Below are 19314 nucleotides of genomic sequence, written 5' to 3'. Positions count from 1 at the left end.
AACTATATCTTTTCAAAATAGCTTACATCTACAGCAAAAACTACCGCTCCGCCTACTTTTATTTTAACAGGCATAGGCACAGTTCTTAGTAACTCTACGGAGGGAAGAGGAGGAATAATCATCTTTTCTCTTTCTTTACAATTTTCTCTTAAAATAGTCAAAACTTCTTCAAACCTATCATCATCTACCACTGTCATCAGTGTTACAGACCCTTCCTCTAAAAAACCTCCTTTACTCTTGAAAAAGGTAAGAGAAAAATTATGTTCTATAAAAATCTCCCTTACCTTTTTCCAATCCTCCTCCTGAATAATGGCAAAAACTAACTTCATTTCTGCACCTCTCCAAGGTTTTTTCTCTCTATTTCTTCAACAATTCTTTTAAAAATCTCTCCTTTTGACAAATCTCCAGGTATTATTATGAACCTTTCTTTTTCCTTTTTAGCAATCTCCAAGTACCCTTTTCTTACTTTATAATAAAATTCTATGTTTTCTCTTTCAATTCTATCAAAACTTTTTTTTCTTCTCAAAGCCAATTCAGGATCTAAATCAATCAAAATAGTAAGATTTGGCTTTAATCCAAAAGTAGCTATCTGATTCATCTCTACAAGAAGTTCCAAAGGTAAATTTCTTCCGTATCCTTGATAAGCAAGGGTTGAATCAGCATACCTTTCACAGATTACTACATAATTTTCCTTAAGTTTTTTAATAATATTAATAGTATTTTCTACTCTGGATGCTAAATACAAAAAGGCTTCTGTCCAGTAATTTATTGAAAAAGCAGGGTTTAAAAGTATTTCTCTTATTTTATTTCCCACATCTGTTCCTCCAGGCTCTCTCGTAAGATGAACTTTATAACCCTTACTTTCAAAATGCTCCTTTAAAAGTAAAGCTTGCGTAGTCTTTCCAGAGCCATCTATTCCTTCAAAGGTTATAAAAAGATTATTTTTCATATTCCTTAATGAGAAGGATATATTCTTACCTTGCGAAAAGGTTCTACTCCAACACTTTCGGAGTGTAAACCATACTGTTGAATAAGTTGATGTTGTAATCTTCTTATATAAGCAGGTTGAGGTGATAATTCGTAAGGCTCATCATGAGTTAATACATATTCTATACCCTCTTGAGCCTCTCTTAATGCTTCTTCCTCAGCATCACTCTTACTGCTTATAGCTATTCCAAATTCCTCGCTTAAAAATCTTTCTATCTGGGTTACAGTATTGCTTCTTAATACAGCAATTTTAATACCCTTTTTCTCCGCCTCCTTCAAAAGATCCTTTGCTCTCTTTTGATGTGCTTTTAGAATCAAAAGACAATTAGCTTCAGAAAGATTTTTAACTACAAAAGCAGGAACACCTAAATTGCGTATTGCTTTCTCCAATCTATTTCTGCTTATACCATAAGGAAATATCCTTAAAGGTTCTGTTCTTTTCTCTATTTTCTCAGGCTTTCCAAAAACCGATACTTCTTCCTCTTCTTCCACAGGTTCAATAGTAGGAGCTTCAACCTTTTTAACTTCTCCCTCAGGGGTTCTTACTCTTATCTCTGGTTTTATAATATATCCTCTAAGTAATGCATCAACGGTTTTTGCCACATCATGATGAATAGCAAGCCTATCTCTCTCTTGAATCTCTATTACCACTTGAAAAGTAGGAGGAGCCTTTCTCTCTAAGACAGTTTTTTGGGTACCTCTTCTTTTTGCTTCTTCATCACTTAAAGTAACTACCTGAATTCCCCCTACAAGATCAGAAAGAGTTGGGTTGAGAAGTAAATTTTGCAAAGTTATACCATGGGCTGTCCCAATCAACTGCACACCTCTTTCTGCAATAGTTCTTGCAGCTTTCGCTTCAAGTTCTGTTCCAATCTCATCAATTACAATAACCTCAGGCATATGATTTTCTACCGCTTCAATCATAACATCGTGCTGTTTTGATGGATTTGGAACTTGCATTCTCCTTGCTCTGCCTATGGCAGGATGGGGAATATCACCATCTCCACCAATCTCATTAGAAGTATCAATAATAATAACCCTTTTACCAAGCTCATCAGCAAGAACCCTTGCAGTCTCTCTTAAAAGAGTAGTCTTACCTACACCAGGCTTACCTAGAAGAAGTATATTTTTGCCTGTTTCAATAACATCTCTTATTATATCTACCGTTCCTAATACAGCTCTTCCCACTCTACAGGTTAGCCCAATTATCCTCCCATGTCTATTCTCTATAGCAGAAATCCTATGAAGAGTCCTTTCTATACCTGCCCTCTTATCCCCACTAAATTCCCCTACTCTTGCGATAATATAATTTAGATCTTCCTCAGTGGTAAATCTTCCTTCGAAAATAACAGTCTTTTTGTAAAATCTTGCCTCAATTTCTCTTCCAAGGTCAAGCACTACTTCTATAAGATCCTTTATATCAGGATCTTGCTCTAATCTATTTTTTATATCATTAGGAAATATGGCCAAAAATTTATCTAAGTCATCCACTATCTGTTGTAACAATTTATTCATCATCTCCTTCTTAAACTTCTTTAAAAGCTATTATTCCCCAGGAGCCAGGACCAATATGAGAAAGAATAGTACAGCTAAAGAATCCCATATAAAAATCAGTAATATTGAGAGTATTTTTTACCTCTTGAGATATCTCTAAGACTTCTTCATAATTGTCTGAGTAAGCAACAGCAATTTTTACAGGATCTTTCCCTGCATATTCCTTAATAAGCTCAATAATTCTTGCCCTTAATTTTTGCTTAGTTCTTACCCTTTCCACTGGTTCAATAGCCCCTTCTCTCAATTCCAAGATGGGTTTAATTTGCAGGATGCTTCCCATCCATGCTTGAGCTGCCCCAATTCTCCCACCTCTATAGAGATACTCCAAAGTGTCTACCGTAAATTTTATATTGCTATTTAGATACAATTTCTCAGCAAGATTTATAAGATCATCTACTTTTGCACCTTTCTCTATAGCCTTTGCAAGTTCAATTACCACAACACCAAGAGCAAGTTCTGTAAGTTTTGAATCAACAACAAATATCTTATCTTTTTGAGGATGAATTTCCCTTGCAGCATTAGCAGATCCCACAGTTCCACTTAACTTTGCTGAAATATGAATAGAAATTATTGCCTCAGTATCTGGATGTTTCTCAAAAATATTTTGATAAGCTTGATAAAATTCTTCCACAGAAGGCTGAGAGGTTTTAGGAAAAACAGTACTCTCTTTTACCTTTTTGAAAAATATTTCAGGGGTAATATCTACTCCATCTCTATAAACTTCATCTCCAAAAGCAACTTTTAGTGGTACAACCGTTACGTCGTATTTTTCTACATATTCTTTAGGAAGCGCAGCAGTACTATCAGTTACAATTTTAATCATTTTAATTCTCACTCCTTATAAAAATTTTAAGTTTGAGACTCTGTTTGTGCTTCCCCAGTAGTAACCTCCTCAGTATATCCCTTAGGAGGAATTATGCCTACAACCACTTCATCTAAAGGAGTCAAAACTTTAATATTTTCAGGAAACTTAAGATCTCCAACAGTTATGGATTCGCCTATTTCAAGATCCGTTATATCTACCTCTATATGAGGAGGCACATCCAAGGGGAGAGCTCTTATCAAGATCTCCTCAACTCCATGTTGCAATATACCACCCTGCTTTATACCTTTAGCTTCTCCTACAAGTAATATAGGGACATAAACATCGACCAGTTCTTCCAGGGTTATAGCATGAAAATCTACGTGAAGAAATTCATCTTTTATAGGATCTATTTGTAAATCTTGCAAAATAGCATTTTCAGTTATGGTATTTTCTCCATTCTCTATTATAAGCCTTAGAAGGTGTTGTTCCTTAGCATGCCCTTTCTTTATTAAGCTCCATAAATCTTTTTTTTCTACTAATATGTGAATATTTTCTTTTAAGTGAGCCCCATAAACGACTCCAGGTATTAAATTAGACCTTCTATATTTTTTAGCAAACTGTTTACCTATTTTATCTCTTTTCTTTACTTTTATCTCGGTTATTTCCATTTTTTCTTACCTCCTTATGAGTTTTTAATCAAATAATGAACTTAGAGAGTCTTTGTTAGAAATTCTCTTTATGGCTTCTCCAAGTAGATTTCCTATAGAAATAATAGTTAACTTTGGTACCCTCTTTTCTAACGGTATAGGTATTGTATTAGTTACTACCAATTCCTTTATTTCAGATTCTTGCAATTTTTTATGGGCATCATTAGTTAATATACCATGAGTCACCGCTGCATAAATATCCCTCGCCCCTTTTAATTTGAGAAGTTTAGCAGCTGAAAACAATGTGTTCCCAGTAGTAACAATATCATCACATATTATAACATCTCTCCCCTCTACCTCTCCAATAATTTCTTCCACTTCCGCAACTTCAGGTGCTGGTCTTCTTTTATATATTATAGCTAAGGGTGTATGTAACCTATCAGCAAGAGCTCTTGCCCTTGTTACTCCCCCTATATCCGGAGAGACCACTACCGGATTTTTAAGATTTTTATCTTGAAAATATCTTGTAAAAAGAGGTAAAGCTGACAAATTGTCTACAGGAATATCAAAAAATCCCTGAATTTGTCCAGCATGAAGATCCATAGTAACAACACGAGAAGCTCCTGCAACTGTTAAAAGATTAGCTATAAGCTTCGCAGATATGGGCTCTCTTGATTTAGTCTTTCTATCTTGCCTTGCATAAGCATAATAAGGAATAACTGCGGTAACCTCATCAGCAGAAGCTCTCTTTAAAGCATCAATGATTATAAGAAGTTCCATAAAATACTCATTAACTTTACTTCCCAAAGATTGAATAACATAAACCTCTGCTCCCCTCACACTCTTTGCAATTCTTGCATAAATCTCACCGTCTGAAAATCTTCTAATCTCAATCTCTCCTAATTCAATCCCTAAGTATTTCGCAACTTCTTCGGCAAGCTCCCTGTTTGAAGTACCACTATAAAGAGCTAAACATCTCTGTCCCATCTTCCATTCTCCTTCTTATTCAGTCTTAGAATTTATGTAAGACAAGGGACCAATATAAGAATTCTTTTTAATTACATAATTTCCTAATATAAAAACTTCAGGCTGTATTATAACATCTTTTTCAATTGAGACCTTATGTCCAATAATAACTGTATCCGGATCTATAATTATCACTCCATTATTCATATTAATTTTATTTATTCTTTCCTTCAATATCTTTCTTAAAGTGCTTAACTCTTCCTGAGTATTTGCGCCTAAAACTTCAACAGGATCGACAACTACCGTACCAATCTTTAAATTCCTTTTATTAAAGATTTCTATCACATCGGTGAGGTAAAATTCTCCTTGAGCATTATCGTTTTTCAAAAGTTGTAAAACCTCTCTTAGTTCTCTCCATTTAAAAGCATAGACCGATGTATTTATTTCTTTAATTTTTTTCTCTTCTTCCGTAGCATCTTTTTCCTCAACAATCTTCAAAACCTCTCCACTCTTATCCCTTACTACTCTCCCATATCCACAAGGATTATCTAAAAAAGTTGTAACCAAGGTACAAATATTATTGTTTTCTCTATGTACATTACAAATTTTTATTAAGGTTTCACTTTTAATAAGAGGCATATCTCCTGGAAGTATCAATACATCTCCTTCATAAGCGTCTAACCAATTTTCTAACCTTTTTACAGCGTCTCCTGTTCCTAAAGGGACATCTTGAATTACGACGTTCTCCTCCGATATAGAATTTAAGTAAGTCCTTACCTTTGGACTTACCACCAAAATATATTCCTTTTCAAAGACAGTTTTTACTGTTTCGAGTAGAAATTCTAAAAGGGTGTTTTCATAGAGGGGATGAAGAACCTTAGGTAAATCAGTCTTCATCCTTTTACCTTGACCAGCAGCCAAAATAATAGCCTTAAAATCATTCATAAACATTAAAAGGGATAATAAAAAATTGGCTGGGGAGGCTGGATTCGAACCAGCGAATGGCGGATCCAAAGTCCGCTGCCTTACCAGCTTGGCTACTCCCCAAAGCCAAGTTTATTATATATTATAGTGAAAAAGAGGTCAATAAATGATAAAATATTTAACATCATGAAAAAAGAGTTTACTGACTATAAAAACTTATATAAGTATTTTAAAAAATTCAAAACAGAAATAAGCAAAAATCTCAAACATAATCTTTTATTAATCCTGGTTTTATTCCTTTTAGGGGACCTATTAGTATTAACCCTTGATTTTATTTTTATTCCTCCATTGAAAATCAATAACATAGCCCCTAAAGATATCATAGCTCTAAGAACAGTGATATATAGAGACGAAACCGAAACTGAAAGAATTAAAAATTTGTTACTTTCTCAATTTAAACCCATATATACTGTGGATCAAAATATCACTATAAAAATGTTATCAAAACTCTCAGAACTTTTCTCTCAAAACTCTGAACATCCAGAAGTTTATAGCTACATCTCTAGATTACAGTTATCTACGGTAAATACCCTTCGAAAAAAAATTGAAAGTTGGATTATTGAAAATTATTCAAAAGGAATTAAAGAGGAAGAAATAGGTACTAAGAAACAAGAATTTATTAGATTCTTGGTCTATGAGTTAAGGCTTCCTCAAGATATAAGTAAAAAATTGAGTGATACCCTTATTGTTCCAAATATGTTCATAGATATTAAAGAAACGGAAAATAAAAAAGCAGAACTTATAAAGTCAATAAAACCTATCGAAAGGATAATTTCGAAAGGAGAAATAATCTTAAAAAAGGGTGAAAAAGTAACTAAAGAAAAGTTTCAAATATTAGAAGCTTTAGGATATACTTTATCCCCTAAAAACATCTTAAGATTTCTAAGCTTATTTTTACTTACCGCCTTTCTCCATCTATCTCTAATTGCTCTTATATTCTACTTTGGACAAGTAAATGTAAAAGACTTAAACATCTTTCTTTTTATAAATACCATATTCTTATCTGGGTTAATCATTTCAAAAGTTTTCTCCTTTTATTCCATATATCTTGCACCTATAAACACTCTCCTCTTTATAGTATTGAGCCTAACAGACTTCCCCGATTATGCAATTCTTAGTCTTTCTCTGATACTACTATCTTCAATCTTTCTAAGATCGTTTATAATACCTATTCTTTTGATTTTTGATTTTGTTTTTATTTATAGAGGACTACGAAGGTTAGAAGATAGAGTAACCTATCTTAAAACCTCTTTTGTATTAACCTTCCTGAGAATTTTTGCAATTCTACTCATCAAGTATGCCTATCAAGAAGTATATATAAATCTTTCTGATTCAATTTATAGCGTAATAAATCCCATAATCTCTGGTATTCTCGCCATAGGACTTATTCCTATAATAGAGGATCTATTCCGACTTGCAAGTCCATTAAAGTTATTCGAATTAACAAATCCCAATCATCCATTATTAAGAGAATTAATTATGGAGGCACCTGGAACATACTATCATAGCTTAATTGTGGGAAATCTTGCCGAAAGAGCCGCAGAAGCGTCTGGAGCAAGTCAGAAAATTGTAAGAATTGCTTCTTTATACCACGATATTGGTAAAATGAAAAGGCCACAATATTTTATTGAAAATCTCCTACCTAATCAAAAGAATCCTCATGATGACCTTTCCCCCTATCTCAGTGCCATCATAATTAAATCTCATCCCAAGGATGGAGCAGAAATACTAAATAAACACAAATTTCCTAAAAACATCATAGATATCGTGGAACAACATCACGGAACCAGTCTACTTTCGTACTTTTACATGAAACAAAAACAATTAAACCCAAATCAACTAGTGCCTGAATTAGATTTCAGATATCCAGGGCCTAAACCGAAATCAAAAGAAGCTGCAATTGTAATGTTAGCGGATAGTGTTGAAGCTGCAACAAGAAGCCTTAAAAATATTACCCCTGAAAACATTGAAAAAGTAGTTAGAGATGTAATAAGAGAAAAACTAAATGATGGACAATTAGAAAACAGTAGACTTACTCTTGAAGAGTTAGAAAAGATATCCCAAAGCTTCATTAAGACCTTAATAGAAGTTAGACATCCCAGAGTACCTTACCCTCATGAGATGAAGTAACAAAAAAAGGGAGGAAGGCTCTCTGGCGATGACCTACTCTCCCACCCCGTCGCCAGGGTAGTACCATCGGCGCTGGAGGGCTTAGCTTCCGTGTTCGGAATGGGAACGGGCGTTTCCCCTCCGCTCTAATCACCAGTAGCCTTCCTCCCTCTCCTTCTTCCATAACTCCCAAGAAGAATCATACAGTAACCAGCCAGGCGTCAAAGCCTCGGCATATTAGTACCGGTCGGCTCCACGCATTGCTGCGCTTCCACCTCCGGCCTATCTACCTCCTCTTCTCGGAGGTGCCTTACCGGGCTTCCCCCGTGGGAAACCTTATCTTGGGGTGGGCTTCGCGCTTAGATGCTTTCAGCGCTTATCCCGTACGGACTTGGCTACCCAGCTCCTGCACCTGACGGCACAACTGGTACACCAGAGGTCCGCCTGCTCCGGTCCTCTCGTACTAGGAGCAGTTCCCCTCAAGTTTCCTTCGCCCGTGGCGGATAGGGACCGAACTGTCTCACGACGTTCTGAACCCAGCTCACGTACCGCTTTAATGGGCGAACAGCCCAACCCTTGGGACCTTCTCCAGCCCCAGGATGCGGTGAGCCGACATCGAGGTGCCAAACCTCGCCGTCGATGTGGACTCTCGGGCGAGATCAGCCTGTTATCCCCGGAGTAACTTTTATCCGTTGAGCGATGGCCCTTCCACTCGGGACCACCGGATCACTAGGCCCGACTTTCGTCTCTGCTCGGCCCGTCGGCCTCACAGTCAGGCAGGCTTAACGCCCTTACACTTCAGGCACGATTTCTAACCGTGCCAAGCCTACCTTTGGGCGCCTCCGTTACCCTTTAGGAGGCGACCGCCCCAGTCAAACTGCCCACCAAGCACTGTCCCCCAAAAGGCTCTTCTTTTGGGGTTAGAACCCCAACACCACAAGGGTGGTATTCCACCGGCGGCTCCACGGAGGCTGGCGCCCCCGCTTCTCTGCCTCCCACCTATCCTCTACATGCAGTGCCAGAGTTCAATGCCAGGCTACAGTAAAGCTTCACGGGGTCTTTCCGTCCTGCCACGGGTAGTCCGTATCTTCACGGACACTCTAATTTCACCGGGCCCCTCGTTGAGACAGCGCTCCAGTGGTTATGCCTTTCATGCGGGTCGGAACTTACCCGACAAGGAATTTCGCTACCTTAGGACCGTTATAGTTACGGCCGCCGTTCACTGGGGCTTCGGTTCAGGGCTTCGGGTTCTTCACCCTAACCCTTCCCCTTAACCTTCCAGCACCGGGCAGGCCTCAGCCCCTATACATCGGCTTCTACGCCTTAGCAGAGACCTGTGTTTTTGGTAAACAGTCCCCAGAGCCACTTCACTGCGGCCCTTTCAGGCTATTCACCTTACTCGGGCACCCCTTCTTGCGAACGTACGGGGCCATTTTGCCGAGTTCCTTAACGAGGGTTATCCCGCGCACCTTTGGATCTTCACCTCGCCCACCTGTGTCGGTTTGCGGTACGGGCACCCACTGACCTCCCTAGGAGCTTTTCTCGGCAGTGTGAGCTCGATGCCTTCGCCCTCTCTCGAGGACTCCCCATCACCCCTCAGTTCAACAGGAGTGCGGATTTGCCTACACTCCCTCCCTTGGGGCTTGGACCTGGTATGTCACCACCAGGCGCACCTACCCTCCTGCGTCCCTCCTTCGGTAATAACGGTCAGTAGGTGGGGCCGGAATATTAACCGGCTGTGCATCACCTACGCCTTTCGGCCTCGGCTTAGCTCCCGCCTAACCCTGGGAAGACGAGCTTTACCCAGGAAACCTCGGGCTTTCGGTGGGAGGGATTCTCACCCTCCTTTTCGCTACTCATGCCGGCATTCTCACTTCCGCCTCGTCCAGCGGTCCTTCCGGTCCGCCTTCTCCCTACAGCGGAACGCTCCCCTACCGCCCTACCTACCCGAAGATAGGTAGAACCCAAAGCTTCGGTGCCGGGCTTTAGCCCCGTGTATTTTCGGCGCAGCTTGGCTCGATCAGTGAGCTATTACGCACTCTTTGAATGATGGCTGCTTCTAAGCCAACATCCTGACTGTCTTCGCCAAGCTACCTCCTTTACCACTTAGCCCGGACTTTGGGACCTTAGCTGTTGATCTGGGCTGTTCCCCTCTCGACTATGGAGCTTATCCCCCACAGTCCGACTCCCAGCCATCCACTCAGGGCATTCGGAGTTTGACTGGACTCGGCAGCGGATCCCCGCCCCTCGCCCAACCAGTGCTCTACCTCCCTGAGCTTCTTCGGCTGAGGCTAGCCCTAAAGCTATTTCGGGGAGAACCAGCTATCTCCAGGCTCGATTAGCTTTTCACTCCTACCCACAGCTCATCCCATAGCTTTTCACTGCTAACGGGTTCGGACCTCCACGGGGGGTTAACCCCGCTTCATCCTGGCCATGGGTAGCTCGCCTGGTTTCGGGTCTGATGCGTGTGACTTAGCGCCCTATTCAGGCTCGCTTTCACTTCGGCTCCGGGACTCCACTCCCTTAACCTCGCCACACGCATCAACTCGCCGGCTCATTCTTCAACAGGCACGCAGTCGAGCCAGCTCAAAGAAGGTGTTTAACCTTCTTTGAGCATCGCTCTCCTACTCCTTGTGGACGTACGGTTTCAGGTTCTATTTCACTCCCCTCTCCGGGGTTCTTTTCACCTTTCCCTCACGGTACTATGCGCTATCGGTCACCAAGGGTATTTAGCCTTAGGCGGTGGTCCGCCCAGATTCGCGCAGGATTCCCCGTGTCCCACGCTACTCGGGAGTAAGGTCCATAGGCTTAGTACACATTTCGCCTACGGGGCTCTCACCCTCTCTGGCTGGCCTTCCCAGACCATTCGGCTATGTGTACATCGCCTACGGGAAAGTCGCGGCTTTCCCCGACCTTATCCCTCTACCCCTGTGTGGCAACGCCCGCGAGCTTCTACACCACACAGGTTTAGGCTCCTCCCCTTTCGCTCACCACTACTCAGGGAATCGAATTTCTCTTTCTTTTCCTCAGGGTACTAAGATGTTTCAGTTCCCCTGGTTCCCCTCCCTAAGAGTTTCCCCTTAGGGATACTCCGGCATTACCCGGAGTGGGTTTCCCCATTCGGATACCCCCGGATCACAGCTTGCTCGCAGCTCCCCGGGGCGTTTCGCCGCCTGCCGCGTCCTTCTTCGGCCCTTGGTGCCTAGGCATCCACCGTACGCCCTTTCTACTTTGACGCCCGGCTGATTACTGTATCATCCCTCTTGGATCTCTTTTCCCCTTATCTTTAATTTTCTAAGGTGCAAAACAAAAATTCAGGGAGGAGAGGAAGAAGGGAGAAGAAAGGAAAGCTCCTATCTCTCTCCGTAAGAAAGGAGGTGATCCAGCCGCACCTTCCGGTACGGCTACCTTGTTACGACTTCACCCCAATCATCCGCCCCACCTTCGGCAGGCTCTTCGCCTGACTTCGGGTGTTGCGGACTCTCGTGGTGTGACGGGCGGTGTGTACAAGGCCCGAGAACGTATTCACCGCAGCGTGGCTGATCTGCGGTTACTAGCGATTCCGCCTTCACGCAGGCGAGTTGCAGCCTGCGATCTGAACTGGGGGTGGCTTTAGGGATTCGCTCCGCCTCGCGGCTTCGCTCCCCTCTGTACCACCCATTGTAGCGCGTGTGTAGCCCAGGGCATAAGGGGCATACTGACTTGACGTCATCCCCACCTTCCTCCGGCTCTTCGCCGGCAGTCCCCTTAGAGTGCCCGGCTTTACCCGCTGGCAACTAAGGGCAGGGGTTGCGCTCGTTGCGGGACTTAACCCAACATCTCACGACACGAGCTGACGACAGCCATGCACCACCTGTGCAGACTCCAAATAGGAGAAACCTCCTATTTGGCACTCACCCTTTCGGGTGAGCTTACAGCCTGCATGTCAAGCCCTGGTAAGGTTCTTCGCTTAGCATCGAATTAAACCACGCGCTCCACCGCTTGTGCGGGCCCCCGTCAATTCCTTTGAGTTTTAGCCTTGCGGCCGTACTCCCCAGGCGGGGCACTTATCGCGTTAGCTGCAGCACGGAGAGTCTAACTCCCCACACCTAGTGCCCATCGTTTACGGCTAGGACTACCGGGGTATCTAATCCCGTTCGCTCCCCTAGCTTTCGCGCCTCAGCGTCAGGGACAGTCCAGAGAGCCGCCTTCGCCACCGGCGTTCCTTCCGATATCTACGCATTTCACCGCTACACCGGAAGTTCCGCTCTCCTCTCCTGCCCTCTAGCTTAGCAGTATCAGATGTCCTCCCCGAGTTGAGCCCGGGGCTTCCACATCTGACTTGCTAAGCCGCCTACACGCCCTTTACGCCCAGTAAATCCGGACAACGCTCGCCCCCTACGTCTTACCGCGGCTGCTGGCACGTAGTTAGCCGGGGCTTTTTCCTCGGGTACCGTCATGCCTTCTTCCCCGAGAAAAGAGGTTTACACCCCGAAGGGCTTCTTCCCTCACGCGGCGTCGCTCCGTCAGGGTTTCCCCCATTGCGGAAGATTCCCGGCTGCTGCCTCCCGTAGGAGTCTGGGCCGTGTCTCAGTCCCAGTGTGGCCGACCACCCTCTCAGGCCGGCTACCCGTCTTAGCCTTGGTGGGCCTTTACCCCACCAACTAGCTGATAGGCCGCAGGCCCATCCCAGAGCAGCATAGAGGGTTACCCCTCTATACCCTTTCCTTACCTGAGCATCTCGCTCGGTAAGTATATGGGGGTTTAGCACCCCTTTCGAGGTGTTATCCCCCTCTCTGGGGTAGGTTACCTACGTGTTACTCACCCGTGCGCCGCTCTCACTCCTATCGGCTTTAACCAATAGGAGCTACCGCTCGACTTGCATGCCTTAGGCACGCCGCCAGCGTTCGTCCTGAGCCAGGATCAAACCCTCCATCCGGTTATAATAACTATAACCTTCCTCCTCGGAAGGTTTAATCCTCGCTCTTTTCTCTCGACCGCTTCCCTTTCCTCTTTCTCCTTCTTCCTTCTCTCTCCCTTTGTCTAAGGTTCAGCCGCCCCTTTCCATCGGGCGCTTTAAATTCTACCACATCCCCCTCTAACTTTGCAAGAGGGTATTGGGATCTTTTTTTAATATAAATATTTAGATCTACAAATTATCAGAATCTTCCTCAACCTTCTCTTTCTTCTGACCCCTAAACATTTCCAATATCTCTTTTACGGTAGTAGCATCATAAGGACCTTTATCTTCCCTTACAAAACCAATTACCCTGGGAAATCTTAAAGCATAGCCTAACCCATCTAATTCTCTACCACAAGTATGTACAGGACTTCTGGTTATCTCATCTGCTTGAATAACCACTACATACTTTGGTTCTACCCAAACATCAGGTTCAATTAATGATTCTACATTGTTAGGCTTACTCTCCAGTTTTATTTCATCAAGTACTTCTCTAAATCTTACCCACTCTTCCTCGGTTGGTCCTGTACCTATCTTGGCTACGGTTTTAAAGAGATCCCTTTCATCATCATAAACTCCTACAAGAAGAGCACCTATACCAAATTTAGCCCTATGTCCCCTTCCTTTAAAATATCCCAAAATCACACAATCTACAGTATCCGCTAAATGTCCTTGATAGGATCTCTTCAATTTAATCCAATTAAAATTTCTAATCCCTGCTTGATAAGGAGCATCTAATCTTTTTGCGACTATGCCTTCTAATCCTTCGGTAATACATTCCTCAAAAAAGGCTTGAATTTCCTTAGGATCATTAGTAATGATGTTTTTTGTAACAAATATCTTTTCTCCTTCTGAGATAGCCTCTTCTAATTTTTGCCTTCTTCTTATATAAGGAAGTGAAGTAATGTCTTCGCCATTCAGATACAAAATATCAAAGGCAAAAAGCTGTAAAGGATAAAGTTCTACCATTTCAGAGATATTGTATTTTCTCTTTCTTTGCACTGTGACCTGAAAAGGATAAAACTCCCCTGTTTCAGGATTATACGAAATAGCCTCTCCTTCTATAATAACATTTTTATCAGAAAACTGCTTTAATACAGCCTCCACAAGATCAGGAAACATGTGGGTGTTGTCCTCTAAGTTTCTTGAAAAAATTCTCACATTATTTTCTTTTTTATGAATCTGACATCTAAAACCGTCAAATTTTGGCTCTATAGCACATTTTCCTAACCTCTTTACAATTTCCTCTACCTTTGAAACCCTCTCTGCTAAAGCCATTCTTATAGGTTTTCCTACTTCTACTTTAATCTTCTTTAAAGCTTCGATTCCCCCTTCCCAAAAAACCTTTGCCACATATCCCAAATCAGAAGTAATATTAAAAGCTCTTTCAATGAAAGGTCTTAAACTCTTATCTTTCACCTTTGCAAAAGATAGAGCATCCATAACCGTTGGCTCTCCAACACCAAGCCTTAATTTTCCTAAAACAATTCTCACCAAATACTTCCCACCTTGAGGAGTCAAAGAGTTTATCAAAAAAGCAAGTCTGTTTACTTTAGCATCCACACTTCCCTCTCCAGACAAATTTGCAATTTCAAACAGAGTGTTAAAGGTCTCAACCACTGTTAAGTCCTTTCCCTCATTTTGGGAATACTTGATTATTAATTCCCCTAAATCCCCCACTTCTTTATACACTTTCTCAAGGTCAAATATAGGAACTTTTAAAGCTAAAGCCATGGCTCTTAAAACTAACTTCTCAGACATTCCAAACTCAATCTTTTCATAATCAGGTGCAACTCTACCATTTAACAAATAAATGATCTTTTCAATTTCCTCTTTATCAACTCTCTTAAAAAGATCAGCAAGAATCTCCATCATCTCATTTCTTTTAGTAGTTTTCTCTATTTTTTCAAAATATTGAGCAAGTTCTCCAAAAAGCATATTATTTTCTCCTTTCTGGCAAAAGTTTATCCCTTTCATAATTTTACCACAATTTGAAAACGTTTGACGTTCGTATAATTTAAAGTTATAATTAAATGTTAATTATGAAGAAAAGCCTCAAAAGAGAATTTAATATTAATATTATTTTAGTAAATCTTTTTATAACGATTCTCTTGGGAATTTCTTTAGGTTACCTTTTGTATCAAAATGAAACGAACAATGTAAAAACGATATTAAGACTTGAAAATGAAGCGATAGCAAATTCCATAAATGGGTATTTTAAAAAATTCCAAATAGTGATTGATTTTTTAAGTGAGCCTGAAAAAGTTAGAAAAGGATATAAGCTCAGTAGTAGAGAGAGAAGAATTAGCAAGGCTCTATCACCTTTTCGAAAGGCACGATCCGGATATAAACTACCTATACTCCGGTTATTTTACTAACACTTTGATTATATATAACTATACTCCTCCTCCAGGATATGTAGCTATGATAAGACCTTGGTATTTAGCAGCAGTTGAAAGCGCTCCTGATATATCAAAGGGTCTAACGTACACTGAAGCAAAAACAGGAGAATGGCTTATCTCCTTGAGTGAAGCTCTATATGATGATAATAAAATAGTAGGAGTCATTGCTGTGGATACTCATATTGATAAGATAAACCAATTATTAAATACTCAAAAAAGCCAATATAACTCCTTATATAGTTATATTGTAAATAACTATGAAGAGATAATTTTCCATCCTAACACAAATTTCCTTTTCAAAAAATTAAAAGATCTAATTACTCCTATTCCAAACTTAAATGAAACTAAAGGAGAATTTGAATATACCTTTGATAACATACAAAAATTAGCCTATTACACAAAGCTTAACGATCTCAATTGGACTATTATCACAGTTGTTAATAAATCAGAAGTCATGGATAATGTTTTAAGAAGAATAATTCCTCCTTTATTTTTTGCTCTATTGCTTTCGATTATCTTAGGAGTTATTGTAAATAGAATTACTATAAACAAAGTCATAGAACCTGTAGAGCACTTAAAACAAAGAATAGAAAATATTTTGAATCAAACTTATGAAAAGGATGTTTATAAGTATCCTGATAATGAAATTAGAAGTATAGCAAAAGAGATAGAAGGGATAACTGAAAAGGAAATGTATAAAAAGAATTTAGAGTTGTCAAACCTTAACAAAAAACTTGAGGAATTGTCAATAAAAGATGATTTAACTGGTCTTTACAACAGACGTAAAATGGATCAAGAATTAGAAAAATGCCTTTATATTTGGGAAAGATATAATCGTCCTTTCTCTATAATCATAATAGATATTGATGATTTTAAGAAAATAAACGACACCTATTGGACATTTAACAGGAGACATGGTTCTTGAAAAAATTTCGAAAATTATAAGAGAGAATATAAGAAAATCCGATATTGCTTCCCGATGGGGAGGAGAAGAATTTCTAATTCTCCTTCCAGAAACCAATCTCCAAAATGCAACCCTTGTTGCAGAAGCTTTTCGCAGGAAAATTGAAGAAGCAAACTTTGGAATAGACGAGAAAATAACTGTTAGTGTTGGAGTTGCAAATATAGAAAACAATGAAAGTATTGATTCTTTAATTCAAAGAGCAGACAAAAATCTTTACAAAGCAAAAGAATATGGTAAAAATAAAGTTGTATTTTAAGTTTAAAAAACTACAAATAGGAGGTAAGTTATGGAGTTTATAAAAAGCCATGGTCTTGGAAATGATTATATTGTATTTGATAAAGAAAAAATAAACTTTCCCTTAACTGAGAAAAATGTACGTCTTATATGCGATAGAAATTATGGAATTGGTTCTGATGGAATACTTATCCTTGAAAAAATAAACAATCAGGAATTTAAAGTAAGAATATTTAATCCAGATGGGAGTGAGGCTGAAAAAAGCGGAAACGGCATAAGGATACTGGCAAAGTATATATACGATTACAGATATACTACAGAAAAAGAATTCTATATATATACCCTTGGAGGAAAGGTCAAAGTCTCTATAGTAGAAGAACAAAAAGGAAGAGCAAAAAGTATTGAGGTTGAAATGGGAAAAATAACTTTTAAAAGCTCCGAAATTCCTGTTTTAGGCTCAGAAAGAGAGATAATAGATGAAGAATTAAAAATTAATGATGAGACAATAAAAGTTACCTGTCTTTCTATTGGAAATCCTCATTGTGTATTCTTTGTGGATGAAATTAATGAAGAAAAAATTAAATCCTTAGGTCCCAAAATAGAAAATCATCCGATGTTTCCCAACAGAATAAATGTACAAATGGTAAAAGTCTTAAGTCCAGATAAAATAGAAATAAGAATATGGGAAAGAGGAGCAGGATATACCCTTGCTTCAGGAAGTAGTTCCTGCGCAGCCGCCTCAGCGTCATATAAGAAAGGATTAGTAAATAATCAAGTTGAGGTAATAATGCCAGGTGGGGTATTACATGTAAAAATTAATCCTGATTGGTCCGTAAACCTTGTTGGACCTGCAGAAGAAGTATTTAAAGGAGAACTTTCTCAAGAATTTCTTTTTAAGTTAAAAACTTAACTCTTTATTCCTTTTTTAAATTCAGTAAGTTGAGAAAGGTGTGCTTTTTCCTGTTTAATAATCTCATGAAGGACTACCTTATCCTTCTCAGGAATATATTTTTCCATCTCATAATAAAAGAGAATAGAATCCTTCTCTAAACCTATAGCAAGGTCTAAAACTTCCATCAAATTCCACACAGTCCTTGATGAAAGTTTATCCCAGTCAATAAAGACCTGAGAATCCACAAAAGCGTGTAGATATTTGTTAGCTTCTTCGTCGGGATAAGCAGAGATAAAACCTTCTTTTTCTATTTGGGAGTAAATCTCTTTAAAGGTTAAAGCATGCCTCTGTTCTTCCACAGCAAGATAATTAAATAGTCTTTTCAAGTTTTCATCCTCTACTTTTGATTCCATTAGTTTATAAAATCTCTCTCCCTCCTCTTCAATATGCATTGCCATTTCAAGTAAATCTTGAGAAGAAAACATCCTTAACATAAACAATTCCTCCCTTTAAACTATTTTCCTGCTAAGATAATATCTTCAAGCTTTAACATAGGAGAATTTATATTCCCCTTAAAATTTAATTTATTCCCAATTCCAGAAATATTTTTTAGAAAATCTTTTAAATTGCCTGAAATGGTCATTTCTGCTACAGGGTCTAAAAATTCTCCATTCCTTATCCACAAACCCTCAATCCCCAAAGAAAAATCCCCAGAAATAGTATCAGCAAGATGAAGTCCCATTAAAGAGATCACATAAACACCGTTTCTTACTGATTCTATAAGTTCCCTCTCACTCTTTTCCCCAGGCTCAATATACAAATTGAAATATCCTACCTGAGGCAAAGCTTTAAATGATCCCCTAACTCCATTTCCTGTAGAAATTTTACCCTCTTTATTTGCGGTATAAATGTTATAAGCATAATTTTCTAAGATACCATTTCTCACAAAGTATTTACGACAGGTTTTCATTCCCTCATCATCAAAAGCCCTTGGAACTAAAGCTTCTCCACAAAAGGGATCTTCTATAATATTCAAAACCGAAGAAGCTACTCTCTCTCCCAAAAACCCCTTTAATATGGATTTTCCCTTTTGTACATTATCAGCAGAAAATAATTCTGATATAAGTTCAAGGAACTCTCCAGCCCGCTCCATAGGAAGAATTATATCTACACTCTGAGTTCTCTTAGGTGAGGCTCCTAACAAACTTGTAGCTTGCCATACTACCTTATCCACTAATTTATCCAATTCAAGCTCTTGCCAACTTCTTGCCACATCAAAATCAAAACCACTTCTCTCATTTATCCCATCAGAAGCCCCAACTTCCGTATAAACATACTGATATTGCTGATTATACTCTAAGAATAAACCTGTAGTACTCAATATTTTATTGTTCTCATGAGTTTTTTCCCAAACCACATTCCTTACAGTTTTAATCCTTTTGTCTTTTGAATAAATTTCTCTTTCTAATTCCAATAACCTACTTATTTTTTCTTGAAGAGAGGGTTCTTCAGGGTAACATTTGGTATCTTTCAAAATCAACTCCTTAGAGAATTGCCAATTTCTATCCTCCTCCATTATTTGAGAAACCTCTATCGCTTTTTGTATTATCTCATTTAATTCCTCCAAATTCGTAGTATAAGCAAAACCATGTTTTCCCTCTTTTATAACCCTCACACCAATCCCGTATTCCTTGGAAGTTTGATAATTTTCTACTTCCTGTCTTGAAATTATCAAAGTGCTTTTCTCTTTTTCCTGAAAAAATACCTCACAGTCTATCTTCTGTTTTTTTAAACTCTCAATAAACCCAAACAAATAACCCACATTCATAAA

14 protein-coding genes, 1 tRNA gene and 3 rRNA genes are annotated in these 19314 nt (G+C 39.6%); 4 read left to right on the top strand and 14 right to left on the bottom strand.

The genetic code is table 11. The features are described 5' to 3' along the window. Positions 1 to 2: 2 nt before the first annotated feature. From DTUR_RS04005 to DTUR_RS03970, 8 genes are all read right to left on the bottom strand, one after another. Positions 3 to 329 (bottom strand): cyclic-di-AMP receptor, encoded by a 327-nt coding sequence (locus DTUR_RS04005; RefSeq protein ID WP_012583154.1) that lies wholly within the window; start codon positions 327 to 329, stop codon positions 3 to 5. After that, positions 326 to 949, bottom strand: a complete 624-nt coding sequence (tmk, locus tag DTUR_RS04000; RefSeq protein ID WP_012583153.1) for a dTMP kinase — start codon at positions 947 to 949, stop codon at positions 326 to 328. The genes DTUR_RS04005 and tmk overlap by 4 nt, the downstream gene beginning before the upstream one ends. A gap of 5 nt (positions 950 to 954) precedes the next feature. Further along, positions 955 to 2502, bottom strand: coding sequence for a R3H domain-containing nucleic acid-binding protein (locus DTUR_RS03995; protein WP_012583152.1), 1548 nt, complete (start codon positions 2500 to 2502; stop codon positions 955 to 957). A 10-nt stretch (positions 2503 to 2512) separates the two neighbouring features. Next, complete coding sequence (locus tag DTUR_RS03990) at positions 2513 to 3364, bottom strand: DegV family protein (RefSeq protein WP_012583151.1); 852 nt, start codon at positions 3362 to 3364, stop codon at positions 2513 to 2515. A gap of 26 nt (positions 3365 to 3390) precedes the next feature. Further along, complete coding sequence (locus DTUR_RS03985; RefSeq protein ID WP_012583150.1) at positions 3391 to 4014, bottom strand: 50S ribosomal protein L25/general stress protein Ctc; 624 nt, start codon at positions 4012 to 4014, stop codon at positions 3391 to 3393. A 24-nt stretch (positions 4015 to 4038) separates the two neighbouring features. After that, positions 4039 to 4980: a ribose-phosphate diphosphokinase gene (locus DTUR_RS03980; protein ID WP_012583149.1), complete on the bottom strand. Its 942-nt coding sequence runs from the start codon at positions 4978 to 4980 to the stop codon at positions 4039 to 4041. A 15-nt stretch (positions 4981 to 4995) separates the two neighbouring features. Continuing rightward, complete coding sequence (locus DTUR_RS03975) at positions 4996 to 5904, bottom strand: NTP transferase domain-containing protein (RefSeq protein ID WP_164931006.1); 909 nt, start codon at positions 5902 to 5904, stop codon at positions 4996 to 4998. Positions 5905 to 5930: 26 nt separating this feature from the next. Then, positions 5931 to 6006, bottom strand: a tRNA-Gln gene (locus DTUR_RS03970). Between the two features lie 63 nt (positions 6007 to 6069). On the opposite strand from DTUR_RS03970, the gene DTUR_RS03965 reads away from it, so the two are divergent. Continuing rightward, complete coding sequence (locus DTUR_RS03965) at positions 6070 to 8073, top strand: HD family phosphohydrolase (RefSeq protein WP_012583147.1); 2004 nt, start codon at positions 6070 to 6072, stop codon at positions 8071 to 8073. Positions 8074 to 8093: 20 nt separating this feature from the next. Here the strand turns inward: DTUR_RS03965 and rrf are convergent. The 4 genes from rrf to DTUR_RS03945 all read right to left on the bottom strand — a co-directional run bounded on the left by rrf (position 8094) and on the right by DTUR_RS03945 (position 14929). Next, positions 8094 to 8210, bottom strand: a 5S ribosomal RNA gene (gene rrf, locus DTUR_RS03960). Positions 8211 to 8269: 59 nt separating this feature from the next. Next, a 23S ribosomal RNA gene (locus DTUR_RS03955) occupies positions 8270 to 11289 on the bottom strand. A gap of 133 nt (positions 11290 to 11422) precedes the next feature. Next, a 16S ribosomal RNA gene (locus DTUR_RS03950) occupies positions 11423 to 12970 on the bottom strand. The 16S, 23S and 5S rRNA genes sit together here, the layout of an rRNA operon. Before the next feature lie 210 nt (positions 12971 to 13180). Further along, positions 13181 to 14929 (bottom strand): ATP-dependent DNA ligase, encoded by a 1749-nt coding sequence (locus DTUR_RS03945; RefSeq protein WP_012583146.1) that lies wholly within the window; start codon positions 14927 to 14929, stop codon positions 13181 to 13183. Between the two features lie 312 nt (positions 14930 to 15241). Here DTUR_RS03945 and DTUR_RS09455 point away from each other — a divergent pair, with 312 nt between their 5' ends. From DTUR_RS09455 to dapF, 3 genes are read left to right on the top strand one after another with little or no spacing between them, the layout of a single operon-like run. Next, on the top strand, positions 15242 to 16318 hold the full coding sequence (locus tag DTUR_RS09455) for a sensor domain-containing diguanylate cyclase (RefSeq protein WP_207285102.1): 1077 nt from the start codon (positions 15242 to 15244) through the stop codon (positions 16316 to 16318). Continuing rightward, positions 16308 to 16613, top strand: coding sequence for a GGDEF domain-containing protein (locus tag DTUR_RS09560; RefSeq protein ID WP_207285100.1), 306 nt, complete (start codon positions 16308 to 16310; stop codon positions 16611 to 16613). Before DTUR_RS09455 ends, DTUR_RS09560 begins: the two co-directional genes overlap by 11 nt. A gap of 30 nt (positions 16614 to 16643) precedes the next feature. Continuing rightward, positions 16644 to 17501 carry a diaminopimelate epimerase gene (gene dapF, locus DTUR_RS03930; protein ID WP_012583145.1) on the top strand — a complete coding sequence of 286 codons (858 nt, stop codon included), beginning with the start codon at positions 16644 to 16646 and terminating at the stop codon, positions 17499 to 17501. On the opposite strand, the gene DTUR_RS03925 is transcribed toward dapF, so the two are convergent. Both DTUR_RS03925 and DTUR_RS03920 read right to left on the bottom strand, forming a co-directional pair. Next, on the bottom strand, positions 17498 to 17977 hold the full coding sequence (locus DTUR_RS03925; protein WP_012583144.1) for a ferritin-like domain-containing protein: 480 nt from the start codon (positions 17975 to 17977) through the stop codon (positions 17498 to 17500). The genes dapF and DTUR_RS03925 overlap by 4 nt on opposite strands. Positions 17978 to 17997: 20 nt before the next feature. Further along, the gene (locus tag DTUR_RS03920; protein WP_012583143.1) at positions 17998 to 19311 is read right to left on the bottom strand and encodes a TldD/PmbA family protein; all 1314 of its coding nucleotides are present in this window, start codon (positions 19309 to 19311) and stop codon (positions 17998 to 18000) included. Between the last annotated feature and the right edge of the window lie 3 nt (positions 19312 to 19314).

The organism is Dictyoglomus turgidum DSM 6724 (genome assembly GCF_000021645.1).
GTDB classification, from domain to species: domain Bacteria; phylum Dictyoglomota; class Dictyoglomia; order Dictyoglomales; family Dictyoglomaceae; genus Dictyoglomus; species Dictyoglomus turgidum.
The sequence above is the reverse complement of the archived record's forward strand: the minus strand, read 5'-3'. Positions and strand labels throughout refer to the sequence as shown.

What these genes read in the sequence shown, in the direction of transcription:
- DTUR_RS04005 (WP_012583154.1), bottom strand. Translation starts at nt 329, where the DNA reads ATGAAGTTAGTTTTTGCCATTATTCAGGAGGAGGATTGGAAAAAGGTA.
- tmk (WP_012583153.1), bottom strand. Translation starts at nt 949, where the DNA reads ATGAAAAATAATCTTTTTATAACCTTTGAAGGAATAGATGGCTCTGGA.
- DTUR_RS03995 (WP_012583152.1), bottom strand. Translation starts at nt 2,502, where the DNA reads ATGAATAAATTGTTACAACAGATAGTGGATGACTTAGATAAATTTTTG.
- DTUR_RS03990 (WP_012583151.1), bottom strand. Translation starts at nt 3,364, where the DNA reads ATGATTAAAATTGTAACTGATAGTACTGCTGCGCTTCCTAAAGAATAT.
- DTUR_RS03985 (WP_012583150.1), bottom strand. Translation starts at nt 4,014, where the DNA reads ATGGAAATAACCGAGATAAAAGTAAAGAAAAGAGATAAAATAGGTAAA.
- DTUR_RS03980 (WP_012583149.1), bottom strand. Translation starts at nt 4,980, where the DNA reads ATGGGACAGAGATGTTTAGCTCTTTATAGTGGTACTTCAAACAGGGAG.
- DTUR_RS03975 (WP_164931006.1), bottom strand. Translation starts at nt 5,904, where the DNA reads ATGAATGATTTTAAGGCTATTATTTTGGCTGCTGGTCAAGGTAAAAGG.
- DTUR_RS03965 (WP_012583147.1), top strand. Translation starts at nt 6,070, where the DNA reads ATGAAAAAAGAGTTTACTGACTATAAAAACTTATATAAGTATTTTAAA.
- DTUR_RS03945 (WP_012583146.1), bottom strand. Translation starts at nt 14,929, where the DNA reads ATGCTTTTTGGAGAACTTGCTCAATATTTTGAAAAAATAGAGAAAACT.
- DTUR_RS09560 (WP_207285100.1), top strand. Translation starts at nt 16,308, where the DNA reads ATGGTTCTTGAAAAAATTTCGAAAATTATAAGAGAGAATATAAGAAAA.
- dapF (WP_012583145.1), top strand. Translation starts at nt 16,644, where the DNA reads ATGGAGTTTATAAAAAGCCATGGTCTTGGAAATGATTATATTGTATTT.
- DTUR_RS03925 (WP_012583144.1), bottom strand. Translation starts at nt 17,977, where the DNA reads ATGTTAAGGATGTTTTCTTCTCAAGATTTACTTGAAATGGCAATGCAT.
- DTUR_RS03920 (WP_012583143.1), bottom strand. Translation starts at nt 19,311, where the DNA reads ATGAATGTGGGTTATTTGTTTGGGTTTATTGAGAGTTTAAAAAAACAG.